Source organism: Pseudomonas sp. NPDC087697, from assembly GCF_044743155.1.
GTDB lineage: Bacteria > Pseudomonadota > Gammaproteobacteria > Pseudomonadales > Pseudomonadaceae > Aquipseudomonas.
The window spans coordinates 27,903-51,721 of record NZ_JBIUVW010000012.1 but is presented as its reverse complement, the minus strand read 5'-3'; the positions used below and the strand labels follow the sequence as shown (position 1 = coordinate 51,721).

General features: G+C 58.9%; 26 protein-coding genes. 17 read left to right on the top strand and 9 right to left on the bottom strand.

Features of this window, described 5'->3' with window-relative positions; all coding sequences use genetic code 11:
- Window positions 1-74: 74 nt before the first annotated feature.
- The 3 genes from ACIPIN_RS11525 to ACIPIN_RS11515 all read right to left on the bottom strand — a co-directional run bounded on the left by ACIPIN_RS11525 (window position 75) and on the right by ACIPIN_RS11515 (window position 1,751).
- Window positions 75-632 carry a Smr/MutS family protein gene (locus tag ACIPIN_RS11525; RefSeq protein ID WP_095059191.1) on the bottom strand — a complete coding sequence of 186 codons (558 nt, stop codon included), beginning with the start codon at window positions 630-632 and terminating at the stop codon, window positions 75-77.
- A gap of 75 nt (window positions 633-707) precedes the next feature.
- Window positions 708-1,028 (bottom strand): hypothetical protein, encoded by a 321-nt coding sequence (locus tag ACIPIN_RS11520; protein ID WP_401118539.1) that lies wholly within the window; start codon window positions 1,026-1,028, stop codon window positions 708-710.
- 132 nt (window positions 1,029-1,160) lie between these two features.
- Window positions 1,161-1,751, bottom strand: coding sequence for a cysteine hydrolase family protein (locus tag ACIPIN_RS11515; protein WP_401118536.1), 591 nt, complete (start codon window positions 1,749-1,751; stop codon window positions 1,161-1,163).
- A 238-nt stretch (window positions 1,752-1,989) separates the two neighbouring features.
- On the opposite strand from ACIPIN_RS11515, the gene prmB reads away from it, so the two are divergent.
- Window positions 1,990-2,898 (top strand): 50S ribosomal protein L3 N(5)-glutamine methyltransferase, encoded by a 909-nt coding sequence (prmB, locus tag ACIPIN_RS11510; RefSeq protein ID WP_401118534.1) that lies wholly within the window; start codon window positions 1,990-1,992, stop codon window positions 2,896-2,898.
- Between the two features lie 136 nt (window positions 2,899-3,034).
- Here the strand turns inward: prmB and ACIPIN_RS11505 are convergent, their stop codons facing one another.
- Together ACIPIN_RS11505 and ACIPIN_RS11500 are read right to left on the bottom strand one after the other, a co-directional pair.
- Window positions 3,035-3,826, bottom strand: coding sequence for a hypothetical protein (locus tag ACIPIN_RS11505; RefSeq protein ID WP_401118531.1), 792 nt, complete (start codon window positions 3,824-3,826; stop codon window positions 3,035-3,037).
- A 99-nt stretch (window positions 3,827-3,925) separates the two neighbouring features.
- The gene (locus ACIPIN_RS11500) at window positions 3,926-4,936 is read right to left on the bottom strand and encodes an alpha/beta hydrolase (RefSeq protein ID WP_401118688.1); all 1,011 of its coding nucleotides are present in this window, start codon (window positions 4,934-4,936) and stop codon (window positions 3,926-3,928) included.
- 95 nt (window positions 4,937-5,031) lie between these two features.
- Here ACIPIN_RS11500 and aroC point away from each other — a divergent pair, with 95 nt between their 5' ends.
- From aroC to ACIPIN_RS11470, 6 genes are all read left to right on the top strand, one after another.
- Window positions 5,032-6,123 (top strand): chorismate synthase, encoded by a 1,092-nt coding sequence (aroC, locus tag ACIPIN_RS11495; protein WP_019693022.1) that lies wholly within the window; start codon window positions 5,032-5,034, stop codon window positions 6,121-6,123.
- 34 nt (window positions 6,124-6,157) lie between these two features.
- A complete protein-coding gene (locus tag ACIPIN_RS11490; RefSeq protein ID WP_401118529.1) occupies window positions 6,158-7,303 on the top strand; it encodes an MFS transporter in 1,146 nt (381 codons plus the stop codon).
- Window positions 7,300-7,920, top strand: a complete 621-nt coding sequence (locus ACIPIN_RS11485; protein ID WP_401118526.1) for a methylthioribulose 1-phosphate dehydratase — start codon at window positions 7,300-7,302, stop codon at window positions 7,918-7,920. Before ACIPIN_RS11490 ends, ACIPIN_RS11485 begins: the two co-directional genes overlap by 4 nt.
- 99 nt (window positions 7,921-8,019) lie before the next feature.
- Entirely contained in the window at window positions 8,020-8,565 is a 546-nt protein-coding gene (locus tag ACIPIN_RS11480; protein ID WP_401118523.1) for a 1,2-dihydroxy-3-keto-5-methylthiopentene dioxygenase, read from the top strand.
- A 4-nt stretch (window positions 8,566-8,569) separates the two neighbouring features.
- Window positions 8,570-9,253: an acireductone synthase gene (gene mtnC / locus ACIPIN_RS11475; RefSeq protein WP_401118520.1), complete on the top strand. Its 684-nt coding sequence runs from the start codon at window positions 8,570-8,572 to the stop codon at window positions 9,251-9,253.
- 245 nt (window positions 9,254-9,498) lie between these two features.
- Entirely contained in the window at window positions 9,499-9,765 is a 267-nt protein-coding gene (locus tag ACIPIN_RS11470; protein ID WP_123426923.1) for a helix-turn-helix transcriptional regulator, read from the top strand.
- Window positions 9,766-9,833: 68 nt separating this feature from the next.
- Here the strand turns inward: ACIPIN_RS11470 and ACIPIN_RS11465 are convergent, their stop codons facing one another.
- A complete protein-coding gene (locus ACIPIN_RS11465) occupies window positions 9,834-10,112 on the bottom strand; it encodes a DUF3509 domain-containing protein (protein WP_123426924.1) in 279 nt (92 codons plus the stop codon).
- 406 nt (window positions 10,113-10,518) lie between these two features.
- On the opposite strand from ACIPIN_RS11465, the gene ACIPIN_RS11460 reads away from it, so the two are divergent.
- The 6 genes from ACIPIN_RS11460 (at window position 10,519) to ACIPIN_RS11435 (ending at window position 17,625) form a co-directional block, all read left to right on the top strand.
- On the top strand, window positions 10,519-12,357 hold the full coding sequence (locus tag ACIPIN_RS11460; RefSeq protein WP_401118517.1) for a long-chain-acyl-CoA synthetase: 1,839 nt from the start codon (window positions 10,519-10,521) through the stop codon (window positions 12,355-12,357).
- Between the two features lie 97 nt (window positions 12,358-12,454).
- Window positions 12,455-12,973, top strand: coding sequence for an ankyrin repeat domain-containing protein (locus tag ACIPIN_RS11455; protein WP_401118514.1), 519 nt, complete (start codon window positions 12,455-12,457; stop codon window positions 12,971-12,973).
- Between the two features lie 264 nt (window positions 12,974-13,237).
- Window positions 13,238-13,768: a hypothetical protein gene (locus ACIPIN_RS11450; protein WP_401118511.1), complete on the top strand. Its 531-nt coding sequence runs from the start codon at window positions 13,238-13,240 to the stop codon at window positions 13,766-13,768.
- 88 nt (window positions 13,769-13,856) lie between these two features.
- Entirely contained in the window at window positions 13,857-14,048 is a 192-nt protein-coding gene (locus ACIPIN_RS11445) for a PLDc N-terminal domain-containing protein (RefSeq protein ID WP_401118508.1), read from the top strand.
- A gap of 298 nt (window positions 14,049-14,346) precedes the next feature.
- Window positions 14,347-15,222, top strand: coding sequence for a polyamine aminopropyltransferase (speE, locus tag ACIPIN_RS11440; protein WP_401118505.1), 876 nt, complete (start codon window positions 14,347-14,349; stop codon window positions 15,220-15,222).
- Between the two features lie 315 nt (window positions 15,223-15,537).
- Window positions 15,538-17,625 (top strand): LTA synthase family protein, encoded by a 2,088-nt coding sequence (locus tag ACIPIN_RS11435; protein ID WP_401118502.1) that lies wholly within the window; start codon window positions 15,538-15,540, stop codon window positions 17,623-17,625.
- A gap of 64 nt (window positions 17,626-17,689) precedes the next feature.
- On the opposite strand, the gene ACIPIN_RS11430 is transcribed toward ACIPIN_RS11435, so the two are convergent.
- Window positions 17,690-17,842 (bottom strand): DUF3309 family protein, encoded by a 153-nt coding sequence (locus ACIPIN_RS11430; RefSeq protein WP_401118500.1) that lies wholly within the window; start codon window positions 17,840-17,842, stop codon window positions 17,690-17,692.
- 296 nt (window positions 17,843-18,138) lie between these two features.
- Here ACIPIN_RS11430 and ACIPIN_RS11425 point away from each other — a divergent pair, with 296 nt between their 5' ends.
- The 3 genes from ACIPIN_RS11425 to csrA all read left to right on the top strand — a co-directional run bounded on the left by ACIPIN_RS11425 (window position 18,139) and on the right by csrA (window position 19,677).
- Entirely contained in the window at window positions 18,139-18,981 is an 843-nt protein-coding gene (locus ACIPIN_RS11425; RefSeq protein ID WP_401118498.1) for an SDR family oxidoreductase, read from the top strand.
- Window positions 18,982-19,017: 36 nt separating this feature from the next.
- Window positions 19,018-19,350 carry a YnfA family protein gene (locus ACIPIN_RS11420; protein WP_401118496.1) on the top strand — a complete coding sequence of 111 codons (333 nt, stop codon included), beginning with the start codon at window positions 19,018-19,020 and terminating at the stop codon, window positions 19,348-19,350.
- Window positions 19,351-19,491: 141 nt separating this feature from the next.
- Entirely contained in the window at window positions 19,492-19,677 is a 186-nt protein-coding gene (gene csrA / locus ACIPIN_RS11415) for a carbon storage regulator CsrA (RefSeq protein ID WP_401118493.1), read from the top strand.
- A 37-nt stretch (window positions 19,678-19,714) separates the two neighbouring features.
- Here csrA and ACIPIN_RS11410 read toward each other — a convergent pair whose 3' ends face one another.
- Both ACIPIN_RS11410 and mnmC read right to left on the bottom strand, forming a co-directional pair.
- Window positions 19,715-19,942 carry a YheU family protein gene (locus ACIPIN_RS11410; protein ID WP_019693006.1) on the bottom strand — a complete coding sequence of 76 codons (228 nt, stop codon included), beginning with the start codon at window positions 19,940-19,942 and terminating at the stop codon, window positions 19,715-19,717.
- Window positions 19,943-20,110: 168 nt separating this feature from the next.
- The gene (gene mnmC / locus ACIPIN_RS11405; RefSeq protein ID WP_401118491.1) at window positions 20,111-22,105 is read right to left on the bottom strand and encodes a bifunctional tRNA (5-methylaminomethyl-2-thiouridine)(34)-methyltransferase MnmD/FAD-dependent 5-carboxymethylaminomethyl-2-thiouridine(34) oxidoreductase MnmC; all 1,995 of its coding nucleotides are present in this window, start codon (window positions 22,103-22,105) and stop codon (window positions 20,111-20,113) included.
- A gap of 139 nt (window positions 22,106-22,244) precedes the next feature.
- Here mnmC and pap point away from each other — a divergent pair, with 139 nt between their 5' ends.
- Window positions 22,245-23,759 (top strand): polyphosphate:AMP phosphotransferase, encoded by a 1,515-nt coding sequence (pap, locus tag ACIPIN_RS11400; protein WP_401118489.1) that lies wholly within the window; start codon window positions 22,245-22,247, stop codon window positions 23,757-23,759.
- Window positions 23,760-23,819: the final 60 nt, after the last annotated feature.

Here is a 23,819-nt window from a genome sequence, read left to right as displayed (position 1 = left end):
ACTACCTGTGGGATTTTACGCAAAGGGCAAGGGTACGGTGGCGGACACGGCGCTGCAAGCGTAGCGCATCAGCTTTACTCGTCGCGACCTTCCATCATGGTCCGTTTGAGCATTACATAAACCGCTCCGGCACCGCCGTGTTTGGCCTGGCACGAAGTGAAGCCAAGCACCTGCGGATGCTGGCGCAGCCACGTGTTGACGTGACTTTTGATCATGGGCCGCTTGCCGTCCAGGCGCACAGCTTTGCCATGGGTCACTCGTACGCAGCGGATTTCGAATTTTGTCGCTTCGGCGAGAAAGGCCCACAGCGTCTCGCGGGCTTTTTCGACGTTCATACCGTGCAGGTCGAGGCTGCCTTCGAACGGGATCTGCCCGATCTTCAGCTTGCGCATCTGGCTTTCCTGCACACCGTCACGCGCCCACATCAACTCGTCTTCCGGGCCGACATCGATCACGAACTGGTCGGACAGACCGTCAACGGTGGTGGCATCGGTGCGCACGGTGGCGGCCTGACGCAGCTTGGCGATTTGCGCGCGGTCAGCTTTGGGTTTACCGGTTTCAGCGCGATCGTGCTTGATCGGCTTGACGCCTTGGATCGCGCTTTTGAACAGGGAAAAATCGTCGTCTTGCATGTCAGCCTCCGCGAAGGGCGGCCAGTTTACCCAAGTCGAGGTGAATCGGGCGCGTCAAAACGCAACGCGCGCCATTCAGTCATGTTTTTTCATCAAATGCGGAGCCATGTTCAGCTCACGAGGTTGACGCATCCGGCGGCGGCAGCGACGCCACAACGCAACACCGACATACAGCAGCAACAGGCCAATCGCCAAGACGACCGCCGCGCCTGCTCGGCTGGTGTTCAACTCGCCCAAGGCTGGCGGGTGGCCCAACAGGCTGGCGGCACCGGCCATCGCGAGCAGCACGCCGAGGGTCGCCAGCAGTGCAGAAAATGCCGCGCCAAAGCGATAACGCCAGTTGCGTGGGCCTTTGGGCCGCAAGCGGCGAGCGTCAAAACCATCGGATATCTTCATTCCGACCTTCCTCAATGGGTATCGGCCCTTCGACCGGGAGATGGCAGGGTGGTTCCTGAGGCTAAGTCAATTGCAGGGAATGAGAGGTTTTTGCGGATGAGCGGCTGCGCTGGCCGCTCATCAAGCGCTCAATCAGATGAGGTCCTGGGTCTGAGCGAGGGTAGCGAAGTTGTCGGCCATGATCGCCATTTCAGTCTGTTGGACATGTTCGGCGCTGAGGATTCCACCTTTGTAAGGCAGGTCCCGCGTGGCACAGGCGTCTTCGACCAGGGTACAACGAAAGCCCAGATTCTTGGCGGCGCGTACGGTGGTGCTGACGCTGGAATGGCTCATGAAACCACAGACGATCAGGTCCAGCGAGCCGAGGTCCTGCAGGCGTTTTTCCAACGGGGTGCCGTGGAAAGCGCTGGGCAGCAATTTGCCAATGATGGTCTCGTCAACCAGTGGCTCAAGGCCCGGGATGAATTCACCGCGTTCGCCTTGTGGGTCGAACAGGCCACCAACGGTGCCGAGGTGGCGTACATGGACAATCGGCCGACCCGCTTTGCGGGCAGCCGCGAGCAATTGTTTGATGTTGTCGACGGCGTCGTCCATGCCGGAAAGGGCCAACGGGCCGCTGAGGTACTCTTTCTGGGCATCGATGATCACCAGCGTCGCGTGGGCCAGATTGGCCGGCGCGTAACCACGACCGCTGAGTTGAAACATCGTTTTTGGAACGGGCATTCTGGGGCTCCTTTGAGTGGGGCTTTTGCGACATTGTCCTCTGGCTGAGCGCTTCTGTGAATCGCTAGCATCGCAGGCACCGTCGTTGCTGGCGTGCAGCCTGTCAAGAGCTGACCGGATGTTCAACCAAAAGCTGAAAATCAGGATAATTCCTACATTCGTCCGGTGATTTTTCTTGCGTCGTCGGGGCGGGTTTAGGCTGTTAGAATCGCCAGTCGTTTTTTCAGGAGTTTGCCCCGTGATCACTTCCCGCCTGCGCACCTTGCGCGACCACATTCGTTGGGCTGTCAGCCGTTTTCATGGGGAGGATCTGTTTTTCGGCCATGGGACTGACAACGCCTGGGACGAAGCCCGTCAACTGGTGTTGGGCGCGTTGCACCTGCCGTGGGAAATCGCCGATAGCTACCTGGACTGCCGTCTTGAAGACGACGAACTGGTGAACTTGCAGCGCTTGCTCAAGCGTCGAATCGAGGAGCGTATCCCGACGGCTTACCTGTTGGGCGAAGCCTGGTTTTGTGGCCTGTCGTTCATCGTTGACGAGCGTGTATTGATCCCGCGTTCACCGATTGGCGAGCTGATCGAAAAACGTTTCGCACCGTGGCTGGGCACCGAACCCGCACGGATTCTTGACCTGTGCACCGGTTCCGGTTGCATCGGTATTGCCTGCGCCTACGAGTTCCAGAACGCTGAAGTGGTGTTGGCGGATCTGTCCTTCGAAGCGCTGGAAGTGGCCAATCAGAACATCGAGCGCCATGGCGTCGATGAGCGGGTGTACACCGTTCAGGGTGATGGCTTCGACGGTTTGCCGGGGCAGCGTTTCGATTTGATCGTGTCGAACCCGCCTTACGTGGATGCCGAAGATTTCGCTGATATGCCGGACGAATACCAGCACGAACCAGAGTTGGGCCTGGCCTGTGGTGACGATGGTTTGAACCTGGTACGGCGCATGCTCGCCGAAGCGGCCGATCACCTGACCGAGAAGGGCTTGCTGATCGTTGAAGTCGGCAACAGCCAGGTGCACGTCGAGGCGTTGTACCCGGAAGTCGATTTCGCCTGGCTGGAGTTCGAGCGCGGCGGTCACGGCGTGTTCATGCTCAGCGCCGAGCAATGCCGCCAGCATCAGGCGTTGTTTGCTTCACGGGTTTAAACGCGGTCAATGTGGCGAGGGAGCTTGCTCCCGCTCGAGCGCGAAGCGGTCGCAATCCTGTTACCTCATTGTAGAGATAAAAGGTCGGGGGCTGCTGCGCAGCCCAGCGGGAGCAAGCTCCCTCGCCACAAGAGGTTCAGCGGTGTGTCGCAATCCAGATCAGCAGTCCCGCCTGGAACACGGCAAACGCCACCAGACAGCTGATCGTGAAGCGTAGCCCGGTGTCCTCACGCTTGTATTTGCTGACTTTCTCTTCCTGCTTTTGCAGCTTGACCTCTTGCTCCGCCAGATTCTGCTCGGCTTGCTGCAGCATCTGCGCGGCTTCGAGGATTTCCACGAACTGCAGCTTTTCGGTGTTCCACTCCCCCAGCAGATCGCCGACCTTTACCTCTTTGACGCTACCCTTCAAATGCTGGGCGTCGGCGTAGACCACGTCAAAGCCGTGCACCCGCAGGAAGTGATCGCGGCGCAGGCGGGTGTCTTCGTTGAGAGCGTCCTTGTTGTTCAGGTCCGCACCGTCAACGGTGTAGCTCGACCACTTTTTCTTCGCCCAGGTAATGCCTTGAGCGGCCAGAAAACGGCCAATACCACGGTTCATCGGCTCAATCTGCAGACCGCTGTCGGGCCCGAAGTGCACGCGACGGGTCTCATGGTCGACCCAGACATCCAGGTGGTTCTGTTCTTTGCGTACCCGCTGGCCAGGCAGCGAAATGCTCATGCGCAGCAGGCTGCGTTCTTTGCTATTGCGTTCGGCATAGCCGAACTCAACAAAGCGCAATGGCCGCCCACCGGTCGCTCTATCGGTTTTCAGCGGCGCCAGGCGAAGCATTTTGTGGTGCTCGGCAGTGACGTCCGACCACGGCAGGTCGACCACTTCCGTGGCGGTGGTTTCTGGCGCGGTGTCGGGTGAATTCTGGGTATCAGTCATAACGGCGAGATCCTGTCCAAGCCCTGCTTGGCGGCAGCCAATGGGCTGCCGACACAGGCTTATCGGCCGTTTTTTCCAGGACTGGAGGGTAAAACCGGCTTAACTGGCGCGAAGTCCGTCAATAAAGCTCAAGATCCGCGTCCCGAGTTCTGCGGCGAGGGGCAGTTGCGGGTCTTTGTAGGAGGCCAATTGACGCTTGATGTCGTTGGGTACGATGCGCATGACGTGGTTCATGCCTTCGATCAGCGCCAGTTGAGCATCCGGTTTCGCGGCTTTGAGCATCTGTGCGTCACCGACGCCGACCTGGATGTCGTTGCTGCCCTGGATAATCAGCGCCGGCATTTTCAACTTGGCGAAAGCCGCTGCCGGGTCCTGGCGAAACAGGGTGATCAGGTACGGCTGCACGCTGGGACGGAAGATCACCTGCAACGGTGTCGGGACGTTTTCGTCGACATGCCCGGCCTTGAGACTGTCCAGAAGCTCATTGCTGCGCAGCAGCAGGTCGGGTGGCATTCGATTGCTCAATTGTTGACGCAAGACCTGATCCACCGGGCGCGCGGTGCCAGACAGGGAAATCACCGCGGCAGCATCGACTTGTGGGGCGGCGAGCGTAGCCACCAGCGCACCTTCGCTATGGCCGAGCAAAATCAATGGTCCCATACGCGGGTCGGATTTGAGCTTCTGGCCCCAGGCCACCGCATCGGCAACGTAGGCCTCAAGGGTCAGATTGCGTTCATCCGGGGTCGCCGCGAGGCTGGCCGCCACGCCACGTTTGTCGTAACGCACGCTGGCGATGTTGTGTTTGGCCAATACCCAGGCCAGGCGCTTGAGGCTGTCGTTGTTGCCGCCGTCCGGGTTATTACCGTTGCGATCCGTAGGACCCGAGCCAGAAATGATCAGCACAACCGGCACCGGGCTGTCGGACTTTGGCAGCAACATCGAGCCGAAAAGCTCGCCGCTGCCGGTATCCAGACTGACCGGACGTTGCAGAACAGAGGCCTGGACCACATTGGAAAGCAGGCCGGTAAACAGGGTAAGGCTCAAGGCAATAACTCGCAGCATCATCACGCCATCATTCACAAGGTGTCGGTTGGACTCGCAGGCACCGATAAGGTTCGAGGATGAACTAGTTGGATAGCCTGCGTATACTCGCCAGCATTACATTTTCAGGTTGAGTCACTCAGCGAATTCACGGAGCGCCCTGCATGTCCGGCAATACCTACGGCAAGTTGTTCACTGTCACCACCGCGGGCGAAAGCCATGGTCCGGCGTTGGTCGCCATTGTCGACGGCTGCCCGCCGGGCCTTGAGCTGTCTCTGGAAGACCTGCAGCGTGATCTGGACCGCCGCAAGCCCGGCACCAGCCGCCACACCACCCAGCGCCAGGAAGCCGACGAAGTCGAAATCCTGTCCGGCGTGTTCGAGGGCCGCACCACCGGTTGCGCGATTGGTCTGCTGATCCGCAATACCGACCAGAAGTCCAAAGACTACTCGGCGATCAAGGACCTGTTCCGCCCGGCCCACGCCGACTACACCTATCACCACAAATACGGTGAGCGCGATTACCGCGGCGGTGGTCGCAGCTCTGCGCGGGAAACCGCCATGCGCGTGGCAGCGGGTGCGATTGCGAAAAAATACCTGGCCACCCAGGGCATCGTCATTCGCGGCTACATGAGCCAACTCGGCCCTATCGAGATCCCGTTCAAGACCTGGGACTCGGTAGAGCAAAACGCCTTCTTCAGCCCGGATCCAGACAAAGTGCCAGAGCTTGAGGCCTACATGGATCAGCTGCGTCGCGATCAGGATTCGGTCGGTGCGAAGATCACCGTGGTTGCGGAAGGTGTGAAACCGGGTCTGGGCGAGCCGATCTTTGACCGTCTGGATGCTGAACTGGCCCATGCGCTGATGAGCATCAACGCGGTGAAAGGCGTGGAAATCGGCGCCGGTTTCGCCAGCGTCGCCCAACGCGGCACCGAGCACCGTGACGAAATGACGCCCGAAGGTTTCCTCAGCAACAACGCTGGCGGCATTCTGGGCGGCATCTCTTCGGGTCAGCCGATCGTCGCGCACCTGGCACTCAAGCCGACGTCGAGCATCACCACGCCGGGCCGTTCGATCGACATCCACGGCAACCCGGTGGACGTTGTCACCAAGGGCCGTCACGACCCTTGCGTCGGCATCCGCGCCACGCCGATTGCCGAAGCGATGATGGCCATCGTGTTGATGGATCATCTGTTGCGCAATCGCGGGCAAAACGCCGACGTGCGCGTCAGCACCCCGGTGCTGGGCCAGCTGTGAAGCCATGCTCTGAAGTCGCCGTGGTCTGACGGCCGTGGCGGCGCTTCCGTACTGGCGGTTATCCAGCTTCTATCTGTTCTATTTCGCCTTGCTCGGTTCGACCGCGCCGTTCCTGGCGCTGTATTTCGATCACCTGGGTTTTTCCAGCGCGCGCATTGGCGAACTGGTGGCGATCCCGATGCTGATGCGCTGTGTCGCGCCGAATATCTGGGGCTGGCTCGGTGACTACACCGGCCGGCGCCTGACCATCGTGCGCTTCGGCGCGATCTGTACGCTGCTGACCTTTTCGCTGATCTTCGTCAGCAAAAGCTACGCCTGGCTGGCGATGGTCATGGCGTTGCATGCGTTCTTCTGGCACGCGGTATTGCCGCAATTCGAGGTCATCACCCTGGCGCATTTACAGGGCCAGACTTCGCGCTACAGCCAGATTCGCTTGTGGGGATCGATCGGCTTCATCATCACCGTGGTCGCGCTGGGGCGGCTGTTCGAAGGCTTAAGTCTGGACATCTACCCGGTGACGCTGGTGGTAATCATGGGTGGGATAGTCATTAGCAGTTTCTGGGTGCCGAACGCCCAGCCGGCGCAAGGCAATCGGCTGACGGGCGAAGGGTTTCTCAAGCAGCTGCGCAGTCCCGGTGTGTTGGCGTTTTACGCCTGCGTGGCACTGATGCAGATGAGCCACGGGCCGTATTACACCTTTCTGACCCTGCACCTGGAACGCCTGGGTTATAGCCGTGGCGTGATCGGCATGCTCTGGGCCTTGGGGGTGGTCGCCGAAGTCGTGATGTTTTTGCTCATGAGCAAGATCCTTGTGCGCTTCTCGGTGCGCCGGGTGTTGATGGCGAGTTTCCTGTTGGCGGCGTTACGCTGGTTGCTGCTCGGCTCGTTCGCCGAATTCTTGTGGGTGCTGCTGTTTGCGCAGATTCTGCACGCGGCGACCTTCGGCAGCTTTCACGCCGCTGCCATCCATTTCGTGCAACGTAGCTTCGGCGCACGCCAGCAAGGGCAGGGCCAGGCGTTGTACGCTGCACTGGCCGGCACCGGCGGCGCGTTGGGCGCGTTGTATTCCGGCTACAGCTGGAATGCTCTGGGCGCTACATTGACCTTTAGTATTGCCAGCCTCGCAGCTTTCGCTGCAGCCGTTATCATTGCCACACGTATGCAAGAGGACAGGCCATGAGCCTTACCCGTGAACAGCTCGCCCAGCAAATCATCGACGCCGGGCGTTTTTTGTATGGCCGTGGCTGGTCGCCCGCCACCAGCAGCAACTATTCGACGCGACTGTCGGCCACCGAAGCCCTGTTGACCGTTTCCGGTAAACACAAAGGTCAGTTGGGGATCGATGACGTGCTGGCCACGGATTTGTCGGGCAATAGCCTGGAACCTGGCAAGAAGCCGTCTGCCGAAACCCTGTTGCACACCCAGTTATATAATTGGCGGGCCGACATCGGTGCGGTGTTGCACACCCATTCGGTCAATGCCACGGTGTTGTCGCGGCTGCTGCAGAGTCCGGTCATCACGTTTGAAGACTACGAACTGCAAAAAGCCTTCAGCGGGATCTCGACCCATGAGTCCAAGGTGCGCGTACCGATCTTCGACAACGATCAGGACATCGAGCGTCTGGCGTCCAAAGTGCAGCCATGGCTCGACAGCCACCCTGACTGTGTCGGTTATCTGATTCGCGGCCATGGCCTCTACACCTGGGGCCCGAAGATGAGCGATGCGCTGCGGCAGATCGAAGCGTTTGAGTTCCTGTTCGAATGCGAGCTGAAAATGCGCGCGTTGATTAACCGTTAAGGCTTACTTCACCTGAAGTCGCCAATCGCCTGATGAAACGCGTTGCCTGACCGGTCTGTAAAAGCCGGACGGCAGCGCCGCTAACGAGGAATTGCCAATATGAGCAGCCTGTCCGTTTACCACGTTTCAAGCCCGGACCTGCCAAACAAGGTCCTGACCCACTTCGAGGATATTGCCTCGACCCTGGCCGAAAAAGGTGTGCGGTTCGACCGTTGGCAAGCTGCGGCGAAGATCCAGCCGGGCGCCAGTCAGGAAGAAGTGATTGCGGCTTATCAGGTGCAGATCGACCAGTTGATGACCGAGCGCGGTTACATCACCGTCGACGTGGTCAGCCTCAACAGCGATCACCCGCAAAAAGCCGAACTGCGCGCAAAGTTCCTCGATGAGCATCGTCACGCTGAAGACGAAGTACGATTTTTCGTCGCTGGCCGTGGGCTGTTTACCTTGCACATCGACGACTACGTGTACGCCGTGCTCTGCGAGAAAAACGACCTGATTTCGGTGCCGGCGGGTACGGCACACTGGTTCGACATGGGTGAGCATCCGCACTTCGTGGCGATCCGTCTGTTCAACAATCCCGAAGGCTGGGTGGCCAATTTCACCGGCGAAGATATCGCCAGTCGCTTCCCGCGCCTTGAGGACTGAGGGCATGACCATCAAAGCCATTCTCACCGACATCGAAGGCACCACCAGCGCGGTGAGTTTTGTGTTCGACGTGCTGTTTCCCTACGCCGCCAGACATTTGCCGGACTTTGTCCGTCAGCAGGCTCAACGGGCCGACGTTGCCCGGCAGATCGACGCGGTTCGCCAGGACAGCGCCGAGCCTGGCGCTGACGTTGAACGGGTGATTGAAATCCTCCTGGGCTGGATTGCCGAAGACCGCAAGGCCACGCCGCTCAAGGCCCTGCAAGGGATGGTCTGGGAGCAGGGGTATCAGGCCGGGCAGTTGAAGGGCCATGTTTACCCGGACGCGGTCGACGCGCTGAAACGCTGGCATCAGGCGGGTTATCAACTGTTTGTTTACTCGTCCGGTTCGATCCAGGCCCAGAAGCTGATCTTCGGCTGCTCCGAGGCCGGTGACCTGACGCCACTGTTCAGCGGCTACTTCGACACCACCTCGGGGCCCAAGCGTGAGGCGCAGTCCTATCAGCGCATTACTCAGGCGATTGGCTGCGAGGCTTCGCAGATCCTGTTTCTGTCCGATATTGTTGAGGAGCTGGATGCCGCCCGGGAGGCCGGTATGGCCACTTGCGGACTGGTACGCGAAGGCGGTGAACTCGCCGGGCATCTGAACGTCAACAGCTTCTCGCAGATCGATCCAGCTACTTTCTGAGTGACAACGGCTGACTGCAACACGTGCGGTCAGCCGTCTTTCCATCAGGGACTAACATCACGGGCAACGTACGTCTGTAGGACGTGTAGGAAGTTGCCTGTTGATAAGTCGTCCATGCCTGTTTGTGGTTTTCCTTACTTGTTTAATCTCGTCCCTGTGTAACTCTTCGGCCCTGAAGTTTGTTCGCTTCTCCAGGCGCCTTGTGCGCTTGGCAATGGTGCGGACTCTTGGCGAGAGGGGTGAGGATGAAAACACCAGACCGGGCCGGCGCGCCCGTGTTGAAAATACCTAAACGACAGCGTCCGGATCCGGTGGGCAAACCATTGAGCGAAAAGGAACTGGAGATTTTGCGCTGGGCCAAGGCCGGGAAAACGGTGTGGGAAATCAGTGTGATTCGGGACATTTCCGAGGCAACGGTGAAGTTCCACCTGGGCAATATCTACTCCAAACTCGAAGTCACCAACCGCGCCCAAGCGGTCGGCGAGGCAGTCAACCGGGGCTTGCTGAGCTGAGCTCAGAATGCACTCAGGCCGTGCAGCACAAGGCTTGCACGACCTGAAAGGTTTGGGCGATGGAGTGCTTACGACGTGTGATAGGTCGGCAGGGCGAAACGCTGCTGACTTTGCAGCATCGAAATCTGCGGCAGTTCGCTGGCCTGTTCGGCCATGTCACGGCGAATGGCACTGATCACCCAGGACAGTTGATCACCGGCATGTAATTGAGCGTAGGAAATCGAGCGTTTAAACACGCGGCCATCGCTGCTATTCAGCGTCAGCAGAATGCCGCCGTCAGGGCGTGCCTGCGTGGTGACGTCGAAGTTGGAGAACAGGGACGAAAATTTTTCCTGGATCAGGCTCATGTCGATTAGCTCCGTTTGCACTTGAATGGCAAGCATGGAGTGATAGGTGCACAGGTTGTGCCAGTACGGCTATTTATAAAAAACCTTATAAATCAACTATATAACAAATATACGTTTTTTTGGTATCGTGCATTCTGCATGAATGGCCATCGTGCATCCTGCATTTTGCGTGCTCGCCGCAGTATCGACCCGGATACAAAACATTTCAAAAACTGCGTGTACAGCGACATAAGTGCGGGCGTACTTTTTGCCCTGCACCAACTTTTCCAGGTCTTTTATTGAATCTCTAACGAGAGGTTATCTGTCGTCTCTCATACAGGGATGAAGTTGCCTGAACACCCCCGATTACATTTTCGCCCGACAATAACAAAATAGGCTCGAAATCATGGGCCGAACGGGAGCAACCATGAGCAGCGCGTCAAACGACATGATCACCTGGGGCATGATGCTCCGTAAGTTGCCGTCCATTACCAAAGCCCTGCCACGGGTGGTCAAGGGCCTCAAAGTCGCTAACGTCAAACAACCGGATCAACCCTGTGGCCTCGGTTGGAGCTTCGAGCAGGCGACGCAACGCAACCCCAATGGTCCGGCGCTGCTGCAGGGTGCAGTCAAACTCAGTTATGCACAGGTCAACCAGTGGGCCAACCGCATCGCTCACTATTTGATTGCCCAGGGTATTGGCAAAGGTGATGTGGTCGGGGTCTTCATCGAAAACCGCCCGGAACTGCTGGTCACAGTGCTGGCGGTGGCCAAGGTTGGTGCGATCAGCGCGATGCTCAATACCTCGCAAACCCAACAGGCGCTGGTGCACAGCGTGAACCTGGTCGACCCTGTGGCAATCGTGGTGGGCGGGGAGTTGGTCGAAGCGTTTTCGGCGATCCGTGAGCAGGTTGCAATCAATGCGGCGAAAACCTGGTGGGTGGCCGATCAGGACACCTTCCGTGACCCCGGCGAAGCTCCCGCAGGCTTCACCAACCTGATGCGCGCCAGCGCCGATTGCCCGGCCGACAACCCGCCCAGCAGCCAGCAGGTGTATCTCGACGACCCTTGTTTTTATATCTACACCTCCGGCACGACCGGGTTGCCCAAAGCCGGGGTGTTCAAGCATGGTCGCTGGATGCGGACCTCCGCCAGTTTTGGCTTGATCGCTTTGGATATGCGCCCCGACGATGTCGTCTATTGCACCTTGCCGCTCTACCACGCCACGGGGTTGTGCGTGTGCTGGGGCTCGGCGATTTGCGGGGCGTCGGGCTTTGCCATTCGCCGCAAGTTCAGCGCCAGTCAGTTCTGGAGCGACGTGCGCAAGTACCAGGCCAGCACCATCGGCTACGTTGGCGAGTTGTGCCGTTACTTGATCGATCAACCGCCCAGCGCCGACGACCGTGATAACTCGGTGGTGAAGATGATCGGCAACGGCTTGCGCCCCGGCGTCTGGAGCGAATTCAAGCGGCGCTTCGGGGTCAATCACATCTGCGAGTTGTACGCCGCCAGCGACGGCAACATCGGTTTCACCAACATCCTCAATTTCGACAACACCATCGGTTTCTCGCTGATGTCCTGGGAGTTGGTCGAATACGCCCACGACAGCGGTGCGCCGATCCGCAACAGCAAGGGTTTCATGCAAAAAGTCGGCAAAGGCCAGCAAGGCCTGTTGCTGGCGAAGATCGACGACAAGGCGCCGCTGGACGGTTACACCGATCCGCAGAAGACCGAAAAGGTCGTGCTCCACGATGTCTTCGAGAAGGGCGATCGCTACTTCAATACCGGTGACTTGCTGCGCAACATCGGTTTCGGTCACGCGCAGTTCGTCGACCGTCTCGGCGATACCTACCGCTGGAAGGGCGAGAACGTCTCGACCACCGAAGTCGAGAACATCCTCTTGCAGCACCCTAATATTGCCGAGGCCGTGGCCTATGGCGTGGAGATCAACAACACCAATGGCCGCGCTGGCATGGCGGCGATTACCCCGGCTGAATCCCTGGCGACCCTGGACTTCAGTGAGTTGCTGAGCTTCGCTCGCCAGCAAATGCCGGCCTATGCGGTGCCGCTGTTTTTACGGGTAAAAGTGAAAATGGAGACCACCGGGACCTTCAAGTATCAGAAGACCCGCCTCAAGGATGAAGCGTTCGATCCGGGAAAAACCGGCGACGATCCGATCTACGCCTGGCTGCCGGGCTCGGACACTTACGTGCAGATCACCGAACAGGTGCTGGCGGATATCCACGGCGGCAAGTTCCGTTATTGATTCTGGCTATGGCCGGACGAGAGAAAAAAGGGGTGACAGGGGTAAGGCCGCTTAAGGAAACTAGCGGCTTTGCGATTGACCGAATGTGGAGTCCCCAATGTCAGACAAATCCCGCCAGATGACCCCGGAAGAAGCCGCGGAGTTTGCCGAGCAGGTATTCAACAAGGCCCGCGATGGCGACGCGGCGATGCTCGCCGCACTGCTGAGCAAAGGCTTGCCGCCGAACCTGCGTAACCACAAGGGCGACACCTTGCTGATGCTTGCCGCTTACCACGGCCATGTCGATGCGGTGAAAGTGCTGCTTGAGCACAAGGCCGATCCAGAGATCCGCAACGACAACGGCCAAAGCCCGATTGCCGGCGCCGCGTTCAAAGGTGATCTGGCAGTGGTCACTGCGCTGGTCGAAGGGGGTGCCGAGGTTGAAGGTTCGTCCTTTGATGGCCGCACCGCGCTGATGATGGCCGCGATGTTCAACCGCACCGCAATCGTTGACTACCTGATCAGCAAAGGCGCCGATCCCAAGGCCAAGGACGCCAACGGCATCAGCGCTCTCGACGCGGCCAAGACCATGGGCGCGGCAGATACCACCGCACAGCTGCAAAAACTGTTGGGCTGATCACAGGGCAGGCGGGGGGCACGCCGCATGACCCGTAGCAGCTGGCGTAGCCTGCGTTCGGCGGCGTAGCCGTCGTAAAATCAAACGCTGTGGTCTTCCAGTTATCCGTGGATGCCGAATTTGCGACCGCTTCGCGGCCGAACGCAGCCTTCGGCAGCTGCTACGGATTGCGTACTGGCTAAGCCCCCTCGCTACAACTCGGTATCTATTCGCGAATGCGCTATCCTTCGCGCCTTCAAACTACTCTCGCTACAGGATCCGCCCATGAAAGCCGCACTCATCGAACTCATCAGCAAAATCAGCTCTGGCTGCATGAGCGAGGCGGAAATCCAGCAGATCGCCGACGAAGCGGCCCAGGCTTACGCCGATCCTGAAGCGTTTCTGGCTGCCAACCCGGACATCAACTACGACAACACTTTCCCGATTCCGCTGGGTGAGTGGGTGGTGGTCGGCAGCCTGCCGGAAACCGTGCTGTTCCAGGCCGACACCTACATGGACCTGTTCGCGCAGATCGTCGCGTCTTTCGGCCCGGGTGTGACGTTCAACATCAAACCCAAGCAACTGGCCAAGACCGAAGCGTTGACCGCGCTCAACCGCATTCAGATTCAGATGGGCAGCATGACCCCGGAAAACGGTGGTTACACGCTGATGAACTTCAGCCAACTGCTCGATGACGAGATTCAGACCGTACTGGTCTATGGCAACGACGTCCCGCGGGTGCTGGAGTTGTGTGCGCAAATCGGGATTGCCGCGGCGCCGTCTCTGGAAGCGCTGAAAGTGGCGATCCACGTTTAAGGCCATGACTGCGCCAAACGTAATAAAGCAGAACCCTCGTCAGGCCCGACTATCCTAAGGGGGAAATTCTTCTCCTGGGAGCGACACCATGGGTTCCACCTTCAATGGCCTGGTTGGCCTGATCATCCTCGCGCTGGATATCTGGGCGATCATCAACGTGCTTAAAAGCAGCGCAGAAACCGGGATGAAAATCATCTGGGTGCTGTTGATCCTGCTGCTGCCGGTGCTGGGCCTGGTTATTTGGGCGATTGCAGGGCCCCGAGGTAATGTGCGGTTCTGACAGGCGAACCTCATTTCTTTGTGGGAGCGCCGAACCTGTGGGAGCGGGCTTGCTCGCGAAGAGGCCGGTACATTCGATATTGATGCTGAATGTGATGCCGCCTTCGCGAGCAAGCCCGCTCCCACATCAGGTCTTTTGAGCTTTCAGAATATCTTCTGTTCGACGAAGGTTCGACCTGTCATGTTCGGCGTCGTAGAATGCGCGCCTTTCCTTGGTCAATCGCCTGCCCTGCGTTTGCGATTGTCCATCATGGGCGGGTAACCGTCCGTTGCCACCAGCATTCACCGGGGGACTTCCCATGAGCACCACCAAGACCAGCGAGTACCTGGAAACCCTCTACGAAGGCTACGGCCAGCGTTTTCGCATGGAAAAGCTGCTGCACGAAGTGCGCACCGAGCACCAGCACCTGGTGATTTTCGAGAACCCGCGCATGGGCCGGGTCATGGCGCTGGACGGTGTGATCCAGACCACCGAAGCCGACGAGTTCATCTACCACGAGATGCTCACCCATGTGCCGATCCTTGCTCACGGTTCCGCCAAGCGTGTGCTGATCATCGGCGGTGGCGACGGCGGCATGCTGCGTGAAGTGGCCAAGCACCGCAGCATCGAACACATCACCATGGTCGAAATCGACGGCACCGTGGTTGACATGTGCAAGGAGTTCCTGCCGAACCACTCCAAGGGTGCGTTCGATGACCCACGCCTGAACCTGGTGATCGACGACGGTATGCGTTTCGTCGCCACCACCCAGGAAAAATTCGACGTGATCATCTCCGACTCGACCGACCCGATCGGTCCGGGTGAAGTGCTGTTCTCGGAGAACTTCTACCAGGCCTGCCGCCGTTGCCTGAACGAAGGCGGCATTCTGGTGACCCAGAACGGCACGCCGTTCATGCAGATCGAAGAAGTGAAAACCACCGCCGGGCGCCTGCGCAGCCTGTTCCCGGACTGGCACTTCTATCAGGCCGCGGTGCCGACCTATATCGGCGGCGCCATGACGTTTGCCTGGGGCGCGACCAACACGTCTTACCGCAAACTGTCGCGCGAAACCCTGAGTCAGCGTTTTGCCGGCAGCGGCATTATCACGCGCTACTACAACCCGGAAATTCATATTGGCGCATTCGCTCTTCCGCAGTACGTGCTGCAAGCGGTGAACAAGCCAAGTAATGATTAAGCTGAGCTGACTAAAAAGGGCCGCGAGGCCCTTTTTTGTATTTCCAAATATGCGTTGTACGAAATTTTTACAAACGCTCCAAGACAATTCGTCCGCATCGATTTCACACTCAACCTTCTGTTTACGCTTGTTCCAGAGCCCTGGAAGCCAGACTTTGGGGGGCGCTTGCCAGTAATGAATGGCAATGCCGTGAGTGATCGTGCAACATTTGCGCATCGCGCACGCTCCCGGCCATTTCCTGCAAGAAACTGCAGTGAAAGGGCAGGGCGCAGCTATATCTTTGAAATTTCAACTTCCAATGGGTCCTAAAACGACATGGCAAACCCGGACGCCCTGAGTCCGCAGCGAGCTTCGAATCGCTTGCTGCAACCGACCGTCAAATCGCATCTGGCTTATACGCTGCTCTGCGCCTTGGTCATAATGGTGATGCTCTCCCTGCTGCGCGTTGCGCTGCTGGTTTACAACCGTGAGATGATCCTCAATACACCGGCTTCGACCTTCCTCGAAGCCTTCGCCAACGGCCTGCGTTTCGACCTGCGTCTGGTAGTCTACTTTTGCATTCCGCTGTTGCTGGCCCTGTTCAGTGTCCGGGCGATGGCTGCCCGTGGTCTGTTTCGCTTCTGGCTGACCATAGCCTCAAGCGTCGCTCTGTTCCTCGGCCTGATGGAAATGGACTTCTACCGCGAGTTCCACCAGCGCCTCAACGGCCTGGTCTTCCAGTATGTGAAGGAAGACCCGAAAACCGTCATGAGCATGCTCTGGTACGGTTTTCCGGTAGTACGTTATCTGTTGGCCTGGGCCGTTGGCACCTGGCTGCTGAGCCTGGCGTTCAAGGGCGCTGACCGTGCAACCCGTCCACGCGGCCCGTTCAGCGGTGGCACCATCGGCACCCGTCAGGTGGCCCCGTGGTACGCGCGCATTGCAGTGTTCGTGGTTTGCCTGTTGATCTGCGTCGTGGCTGCCCGTGGCACCCTGCGCCAAGGTCCACCATTGCGTTGGGGGGATGTTTACACCACCGACTCGAACTTCGCCAACCAGTTGGGCCTGAACGGCACGTTGCAGTTGGTTGCCGCCGCGCAGAGCCGCATGTCCGAAGAGCGCGACAACATCTGGAAGGCGACTATGGAGCAGCCTGAAGCCCAGAAAATCGTCCGCGAAATGCTGGTGATGCCGGACGACAAGCTGGTTGACGCCGATATCGCTGCGGTACGCCGCGACTACACACCGCCGGCCGACAAGACCCTGCCGATCAAGAACGTCGTTGTGATCCTGATGGAAAGCATGGCCGGTCACTCGGTAGGTGCTCTGGGCGCGCCGGGCAACATCACACCGAACCTCGACAAACTGGCGAAAGAAGGCCTGCTGTTCGACCGTTTCTTCTCCAACGGCACCCACACCCACCAGGGTATGTTCGCCACCATGGCCTGCTTCCCGAACCTGCCGGGCTTCGAATACCTGATGCAGACCCCGGAAGGCAGCCACAAGTTGTCCGGCCTGCCGCAGTTGCTCAGCGCCCGTAAATACGACGATGTGTATGTCTACAACGGCGATTTTGCCTGGGACAACCAGTCGGGCTTCTTCAGCAACCAGGGCATGACCAACTTCATCGGGCGTAACGACTACGTCAACCCGGTGTTCTCCGACCCGACATGGGGCGTGTCCGACCAGGACATGTTTGACCGTGGCCTGCAGGAACTCAAGGCGCGCGAAGGCCAGCCGTTCTATGCGCTGCTGCAAACCCTGTCCAACCACACGCCGTATGCGTTGCCAACGCCATTGCCAGTCGAGAAAGTCACCGACCGTGGCAGCCTGAACGAGCATTTGACCGCCATGCGTTACGCCGACTGGGCGTTGGGGCAGTTCTTTGAAAAGGCCCGTAAAGAGCCGTATTTCAAGGAAACCCTGTTTGTCATCGTGGGCGACCATGGTTTTGGCAACGAGCGTCAAATCACCGAAATGGACCTGGGCCGCTTCAACGTGCCGATGCTGATGATTGCACCGGGCATCCAGGAAAAGTTCGGTCAGCGTGACCACACCGTGGGCACTCAGATTGATATCGTGCCGACCATCATGGGCCGTCTCGGTGGTGAAGTGCGTCATCAGTGCTGGGGCCGCGACCTGCTCAACCTGCCGCAAGGCGACACCGGTTTTGGCGTGATCAAGCCATCGGGCACCGAGCAGACCACGGCCATCGTCACGGCTGACCAGATCCTGATTCTGCCCAAGGAAATGGATCCGAAGATGTACCGATACCAACTGGGTGCCAACCCGCATGCTGAAGTCATCCCGAATGCACCGCGTACTGCTGAGCTGCAACTCAAGCTGGAAGCGTTCCTGCAAACCGCGACCAAGAGCTTGCTGGATAACACTGCGGGTGTAACCGAAAGCATGCAGAACAAGTAAGGCTGCAGCAAAAAACGAGGCCCATAAGGGCCTCTTTTTTTTTGTCCGCTGGAATTGTCGACGATCAAATTCTGCCGAGCAACAGCAGAATCAATAACACAACCACCACCACGCCGAGTATGCCGGACGGGCCATAACCCCAACTTCTGGAGTGCGGAAAGACCGGTAAACCACCGATCAACAAAAGGATCAAAATAACGAGAAGAATGGTGCCCATATCGAGTTCCTTATTGGAGTGTTATGGAAAGTCGCAGCAGTTAAATGACAGGCTCGACTGCAATAAATCCGAGCGGCTTAACAGTTCCGACTCTGGCGAGTGAAAGAAGATTCAATGTTTCTTTATTGCTTTTTTGTCGCAGGTTTATTTCTTTTGTTTAGCTGGGCAGGTTTTCAACTGCACGGTTCAACCGTCAGGGTTTGCCTGGGGCATTCAGCAATTTGATGGTCATGGGTGCAGGAAAATCCTTCGCTACACTGCGAAGCATCTTCCCCAGAACAACAAGGCAACTCCCTATGCAAAATCGCATGATGATCACTGGCGCCGGGTCCGGCCTGGGTCGCGAAATCGCTCTGCGCTGGGCTCGTGAAGGTTGGCAGTTGGCCTTGTCCGATGTCAGCGAGCCGGGCCTGCAGGAAACCCTCAAACTGGTCCGCGAGGCCGGCGGTGACGGCTTCATTCAGCGTTGCGATGTGCGTGACTACAGCCAGCTGACCGCTTTCGCACAAGCCTGCGAAGAGAAGCTGGGCGGCATCGATGTGATCGTCAACAACGCCGGGGTGGCCTCTGGCGGTTTCTTCAGTGAGCTGTCGCTGGAAGACTGGGATTGGCAGATTGCAATCAACCTGATGGGCGTGGTCAAAGGCTGCAAGGCCTTCTTGCCGCTGCTGGAAAAGAGCAAAGGCAAGATCATCAACATCGCCTCGATGGCCGCGTTGATGCAAGGCCCGGCCATGAGCAACTACAACGTGGCCAAGGCCGGTGTAGTGGCGCTGTCCGAGAGCCTGCTGATTGAACTGGCACAGCAGGAAATCGGTGTGCATGTGGTCTGCCCGTCGTTCTTCCAGACCAACCTGCTGGATTCCTTCCGTGGCCCGACCCCGGCCATGAAAGCCCAGGTCGGCAAGTTGCTGGAAAGCTCGCCGATTACCGCCAGCGATATCGCCGATTACATCTACCAGCATGTTGCCGCAGGCGAGTTCATGATCCTGCCCCACGAACAGGGCCGTATGGCCTGGGCAATCAAACAAAAGAACCCGCAACAGCTCTACAACGAGATGACCGTGATGGCCGACAAGATGCGCGCCAAGGCCAGGCAAAGCGCCAGTGAGCTTGCGAGTAACGGGCCGCGTCGTTAGGGTTGCCGCATCTGGCAGCCCTGACGAGATGTGTGCATGCTCAATTACCTGTGGTTTTTCCTCGCGGCGCTGTTCGAAATCGCCGGCTGTTTCGCTTTCTGGATGTGGTTGCGGCAGGGCAAAAGCGCCTGGTGGGTCGTGCCGGCGCTGCTCAGCTTGACGCTGTTCGCCATTTTGCTGACTAAAGTCGAATCGACCTATGCGGGCCGCGCTTATGCAGCCTACGGTGGCATTTACATCATCGCGTCCATTGGCTGGCTCGGTGTTGTGGAGCGGATTCGACCGCTGAGCTCGGACTGGCTGGGCGTTGCATTCTGCGTGTTAGGCACGAGCATCATTCTGTTTGGCCCGCGTTTTTCTGCCTCTTAAGCCATCGGCGTTGCGATGCAGGGCGGGTCTGTAAGAGGAATCATTCTACCGCGTAGGGCAGGACTGTTTTGCCGCTGTTGCATTGAAGACCTGGCGTCAGCCGGTCATCTTCAAGGCCCGGTAACCTCAAGGACTAGAGCCATGCTCGTACTCAGCCGCGTCGTGGGCGAATTGATCTCCATTGGCGACAACATCTCTGTGCGCATCCTCGCCGTGAACGGAAGCAACGTTCGGTTCGGTGTCGAAGCCCCGCAAAACATCAATGTGCATCGCGCCGAAGTCTATGAGCGCATTCAGGCCAAACGGGTACGCGACAAACGCAGCTGAAGCCCTCGGTCAAATAGCCGCCCGGTCAAATGGCTGCTCAGTCAAACAGGTGCTTGGGCACGTCGTGCTTGAGCATCAGTTGGCATTGCTGGCTTTCCGGATCGAACACAATCAGCGCCTGACCTTTGCTCAACGCATGGCGGACCCGCAGTACGCGGGTTTCCAGCGGAGTTTCGTCGCCATTATCGGTACCGTCACGGGTAACGAAGTCTTCGATCAGACGGGTCAGGGTGTCGACTTCAAGTTGGTCGTGGGGAATCAGCATAGGCACCTCGGGTCATCAATCCGGCGATCCTACGGCGGATGAACATTAACAGCCAGTAGGAGCTGCCGCAGGCTGCGATCTTTTGATCTTCGGCGCCTTTGAGGGCGCTAAAAAGATCGCAGCCTGCGGCAGCTCCTACGCGGGGGAAGGCTGCAATCCGCTGTTGATTCAGCTGCCGCGGATCAGGCGACGCAAGGCGAAGCGGTTCGGATGGCAGGCTTCGGCCACGCTTCGGGGCAAGGGCAACGGTTCGTTGTCCAGCCACGCCGCCAGCAACTCGCCGGACAGTGGCGCAGTGATCAAGCCGCGTGAGCCGTGGCCGCTGTTGATGTACAACCCGTCGAGCCACGGGCACGCGACATCTGGCACCTGCCGGGCGTCCTTGCTCAGTGCGGCGTAGGCCTGGGCGAATGCCTGGCTGTCAGCCAATGGGCCAACGATCGGCAGGTAGTCGGGGCTGGTGCAGCGGAACGCGGCGCGACCTTGAAGCTGTTCCGGGTCCAACTGTTTGGCGTGCAGGCGGGTGACCAGATCGGTGGAAATTTCCTCCAGCAGTTCCAGGTTGCCGAGGTGTTCGGCGGTGGTCGGGGTCAGGTCGTCGCTCTTGAAGTCGAAGCTGGCGCCCAGGGTGTGCTCACCCAAACGCGCAGGGGCGACGTAACCTTCGGCGCAGACCACGGTTGCCAGACTTTGGCTTTCAGCGGTTTGTGCCAAGCGGGTGATCTGTCCGCGAATGCGTTTGAGCGGTAGCTCGGCACTTTGCGCGAAGCGTTTGATTTCCGCCGCGCCGGCCAGTATTACCACTGGCGCACTGGCGAGCAGGGTCTCGCCGTCCCAGGCTTGCCACTGTTCATCGACTTTGCGCAGTTCCAGAACATCGCGGTGCGTCAGCAGTTGGACATTGGGTTGCGATGCTTGCCATTGGCACAGGGCCGGTGGATGAACCCAGCCACCCTCTGGATAGAACAACCCGCCGTGCGCCAGGCCGATTCCGGCCTGGACCTGCGCTTGCGGCGGGTCCAGCAGGTGCAACAGATCGGCGGGAAAGGCCGCAGCCAGCTGTGCCTGACGCTCGGCTTCCTTGGCATTGAACGCCAGTTGCAACACCCCGCAATTGTCCCATTCGACGCCACGCTGCAAGTGTTCGAGCAAACGTCGGGTATACCCGAAACCGCTGACGATCAATTGCGAAAGTGCGGTGCCGTGAGCCGAAAGTTTCAGGTACAGCACGCCTTGCGGGTTGCCCGAGGCTTCTTGCGCCAGATCGGCATGCCGTTCCAGCAGGCTTACTTGCCAACCGCGTGCGGCGAGGCTGGCGGCACTGGCACAACCGGCAAGCCCGGCGCCGATCACCAGCGCATGACGTTGGCCGACAACCGGATTCGGGCGAGCAAACCATGGCTTGGCGGTTGCCGGTACAGGTGTTTCTTCAGGCCAGCCGACGAATGCACCGCGCAGGATTTCCCATTTGTGGCCGATGCCTGGCGTGCGGCGCATTTTGAAGCCTGCCGCATTGAGCAGACGGCGTACCCAGCCGGTGCTGGTGAAGGTGCTGATGGTCGAACCGGGCGCCGCCAAACGCGCCAGTTCGGCAAACAGTTCGGCGGTCCACATGTCGGGGTTTTTCGCCGGGGCGAAACCGTCGAGAAACCACGCGTCGATCTGCGCGTCCAGCTGTGGCAGTTGCTCCAGCGCGTCGCCGATCAACAGCGTCAGGGTCACCCGGCCATTGTCCAGCACCAGCCGCTGAAAGCCCTGATGGATGGCGACGTACTGCGCCAACAACTGATCGGCAAAGGGCTTGAGGTCTGGCCATAGCGCCAGGGCCCGTTGCAGATCTGCCGGGCTCAACGGGTATTTTTCGACGCTGATGAAATGCAGCCGTGCGCCAGCCACAGCCTGTTGTTCGAACAGCTGCCAGGCGCAGAGGAAATTCAGCCCGGTGCCGAAACCCGTCTCGCCAATTACCAGCCGGCCATTGGCTGGCAGCTCGGCAAAACGTTCGCTCAGGCGGTTTTGCTCGATGAACACGTAACGGGTTTCATCGAGGCCCGACTGGTCGGAGAAATACACATCGTCAAACACCCGCGAGCGCGGGCGACCTTGGTCGTCCCAGTCGAGCTGGGCATGCGGTGCGGGGTTCGGCAGTATTTCAGGATTCATGGTCGGCTCAGGCGAGGCAAGGCGGCCATTCTAGCCGATCGCGACAACGGCGATTGATCCATGGCAACCGCGATTGGATTGCTCAGACAAACGCTCGGTCAATCCGCTAGTCTTGCTCAATCTTGGAAGGGAGCCACTCATGTTCGAATCTGCCGAAATCGGTCATGCCATCGATAAAGAAACCTACGAAGCTGAAGTGCCGGCGCTGCGTGAGGCTTTGCTCGAAGCTCAATACGACCTCCGACAGCAGGGCCGTTTTCCGGTAATCGTGCTGATCAACGGCATCGAAGGCGCGGGAAAGGGCGAGACGGTCAAGTTGCTCAATGAGTGGATGGACCCGCGACTGATTGAAGTGCGCACCTTCGATCAGCAAACCGATGAAGAGCTGGCGCGACCAGCGGCCTGGCGTTACTGGCGAATGCTCCCGGCCAAAGGACGCATGGGGGTGTTTTTCGGCAACTGGTACAGCCAGATGCTGCAAGGACGGGTCCATGGCCTGTTCAAGGACGCGGTGCTGGACCAGGCGATCAACCAGACCGAGCGCATGGAGAAAATGCTCTGCGATGAAGGTGCGCTGATCTTCAAGTTCTGGTTTCACCTGTCCAAGAAACAAATGAAGGCGCGCCTCAAGGCTTTGCAGGACGACCCGCTGCACAGTTGGCGCATCAGCCCACTGGACTGGCAGCAATCGCACACCTACGACAAGTTCGTGATGTACGGCGAGCGCGTGATCCGCCGCACCAGCCGTGACTACGCACCCTGGCATGTGATCGAAGGGGTGGACGCCCATTACCGCAGTCTGAGTGTGGGCAAGATCCTGCTCGAAGGCCTGCAAAACGCCCTCAAACGGCCCAAGGTCAACCCGGACAAAGTCAGCGCCGCACCGCTGTCGACCAGTGTCGATCAACTGAGTCTGCTCGGTAGTCTGGACATGAGCCAGCGGCTGGAAAAGAACGATTACGAGGAGCAACTGATTACCGAACAGGCACGGTTATCCGGCCTGATGCGCGACAAACGCATGCGCCGACACGCACTGGTCGCCGTATTCGAGGGCAATGACGCGGCAGGCAAGGGCGGGGCGATTCGTCGTGTGGCTGCCGCACTCGACCCGCGCCAGTACAGCATCGTGCCGATTGCCGCGCCCACTGAGGATGAGCGTGCCCAGCCCTATCTGTGGCGTTTCTGGCGACAGATTCCTGCACGGGGAAAATTCACTATCTTCGACCGTTCCTGGTATGGCCGGGTGCTGGTGGAGCGCATCGAGGGCTTTTGCAGCCCGGCGGACTGGATGCGCGCCTATGGCGAAATCAACGATTTCGAAGAGCAGATCACTGCGTCCGGCGTGATCGTGGTGAAGTTCTGGCTGGCCATCGACAAGCAGACTCAGCTGGAGCGTTTCCAGGAGCGTGAGGCAATCCCTTTCAAGCGCTTCAAGATTACCGAAGACGACTGGCGCAACCGCGAGAAGTGGGACGACTACCGTACTGCCGTCGGCGATATGGTTGACCGCACCAGCACCGAGGTTTCGCCCTGGACCCTGGTGGAGGCCAACGACAAGCGCTGGGCCCGGGTCAAAGTGCTGCGCACCCTCAACCGCGCGCTTGAAGATGCCTTCGAGAAATCCGACAAGCAGGAAAAGAAGTCGAAGAAGTAGTCCGATGGTTTTGCATACGCGAGGTGAATGATTGTCGCGGTCGGCCGGGAGCTGGATTTA

Coding starts and splice junctions, on each gene's coding strand:
- mnmC (WP_401118491.1), bottom strand. CDS start 22,105: ATGAATCCTGAAATACTGCCGAACCCCGCACCGCATGCCCAGCTCGAC.
- pap (WP_401118489.1), top strand. CDS start 22,245: ATGTTCGAATCTGCCGAAATCGGTCATGCCATCGATAAAGAAACCTAC.
- ACIPIN_RS11435 (WP_401118502.1), top strand. CDS start 15,538: ATGGCAAACCCGGACGCCCTGAGTCCGCAGCGAGCTTCGAATCGCTTG.
- ACIPIN_RS11410 (WP_019693006.1), bottom strand. CDS start 19,942: ATGCTGATTCCCCACGACCAACTTGAAGTCGACACCCTGACCCGTCTG.
- ACIPIN_RS11485 (WP_401118526.1), top strand. CDS start 7,300: ATGAGCCTTACCCGTGAACAGCTCGCCCAGCAAATCATCGACGCCGGG.
- mtnC (WP_401118520.1), top strand. CDS start 8,570: ATGACCATCAAAGCCATTCTCACCGACATCGAAGGCACCACCAGCGCG.
- ACIPIN_RS11445 (WP_401118508.1), top strand. CDS start 13,857: ATGGGTTCCACCTTCAATGGCCTGGTTGGCCTGATCATCCTCGCGCTG.
- ACIPIN_RS11520 (WP_401118539.1), bottom strand. CDS start 1,028: ATGAAGATATCCGATGGTTTTGACGCTCGCCGCTTGCGGCCCAAAGGC.
- ACIPIN_RS11525 (WP_095059191.1), bottom strand. CDS start 632: ATGCAAGACGACGATTTTTCCCTGTTCAAAAGCGCGATCCAAGGCGTC.
- aroC (WP_019693022.1), top strand. CDS start 5,032: ATGTCCGGCAATACCTACGGCAAGTTGTTCACTGTCACCACCGCGGGC.
- speE (WP_401118505.1), top strand. CDS start 14,347: ATGAGCACCACCAAGACCAGCGAGTACCTGGAAACCCTCTACGAAGGC.
- csrA (WP_401118493.1), top strand. CDS start 19,492: ATGCTCGTACTCAGCCGCGTCGTGGGCGAATTGATCTCCATTGGCGAC.
- ACIPIN_RS11420 (WP_401118496.1), top strand. CDS start 19,018: ATGCTCAATTACCTGTGGTTTTTCCTCGCGGCGCTGTTCGAAATCGCC.
- ACIPIN_RS11425 (WP_401118498.1), top strand. CDS start 18,139: ATGCAAAATCGCATGATGATCACTGGCGCCGGGTCCGGCCTGGGTCGC.
- ACIPIN_RS11470 (WP_123426923.1), top strand. CDS start 9,499: ATGAAAACACCAGACCGGGCCGGCGCGCCCGTGTTGAAAATACCTAAA.
- ACIPIN_RS11505 (WP_401118531.1), bottom strand. CDS start 3,826: ATGACTGATACCCAGAATTCACCCGACACCGCGCCAGAAACCACCGCC.
- ACIPIN_RS11460 (WP_401118517.1), top strand. CDS start 10,519: ATGAGCAGCGCGTCAAACGACATGATCACCTGGGGCATGATGCTCCGT.
- ACIPIN_RS11455 (WP_401118514.1), top strand. CDS start 12,455: ATGTCAGACAAATCCCGCCAGATGACCCCGGAAGAAGCCGCGGAGTTT.
- ACIPIN_RS11515 (WP_401118536.1), bottom strand. CDS start 1,751: ATGCCCGTTCCAAAAACGATGTTTCAACTCAGCGGTCGTGGTTACGCG.
- ACIPIN_RS11450 (WP_401118511.1), top strand. CDS start 13,238: ATGAAAGCCGCACTCATCGAACTCATCAGCAAAATCAGCTCTGGCTGC.
- ACIPIN_RS11465 (WP_123426924.1), bottom strand. CDS start 10,112: ATGAGCCTGATCCAGGAAAAATTTTCGTCCCTGTTCTCCAACTTCGAC.
- ACIPIN_RS11430 (WP_401118500.1), bottom strand. CDS start 17,842: ATGGGCACCATTCTTCTCGTTATTTTGATCCTTTTGTTGATCGGTGGT.
- ACIPIN_RS11480 (WP_401118523.1), top strand. CDS start 8,020: ATGAGCAGCCTGTCCGTTTACCACGTTTCAAGCCCGGACCTGCCAAAC.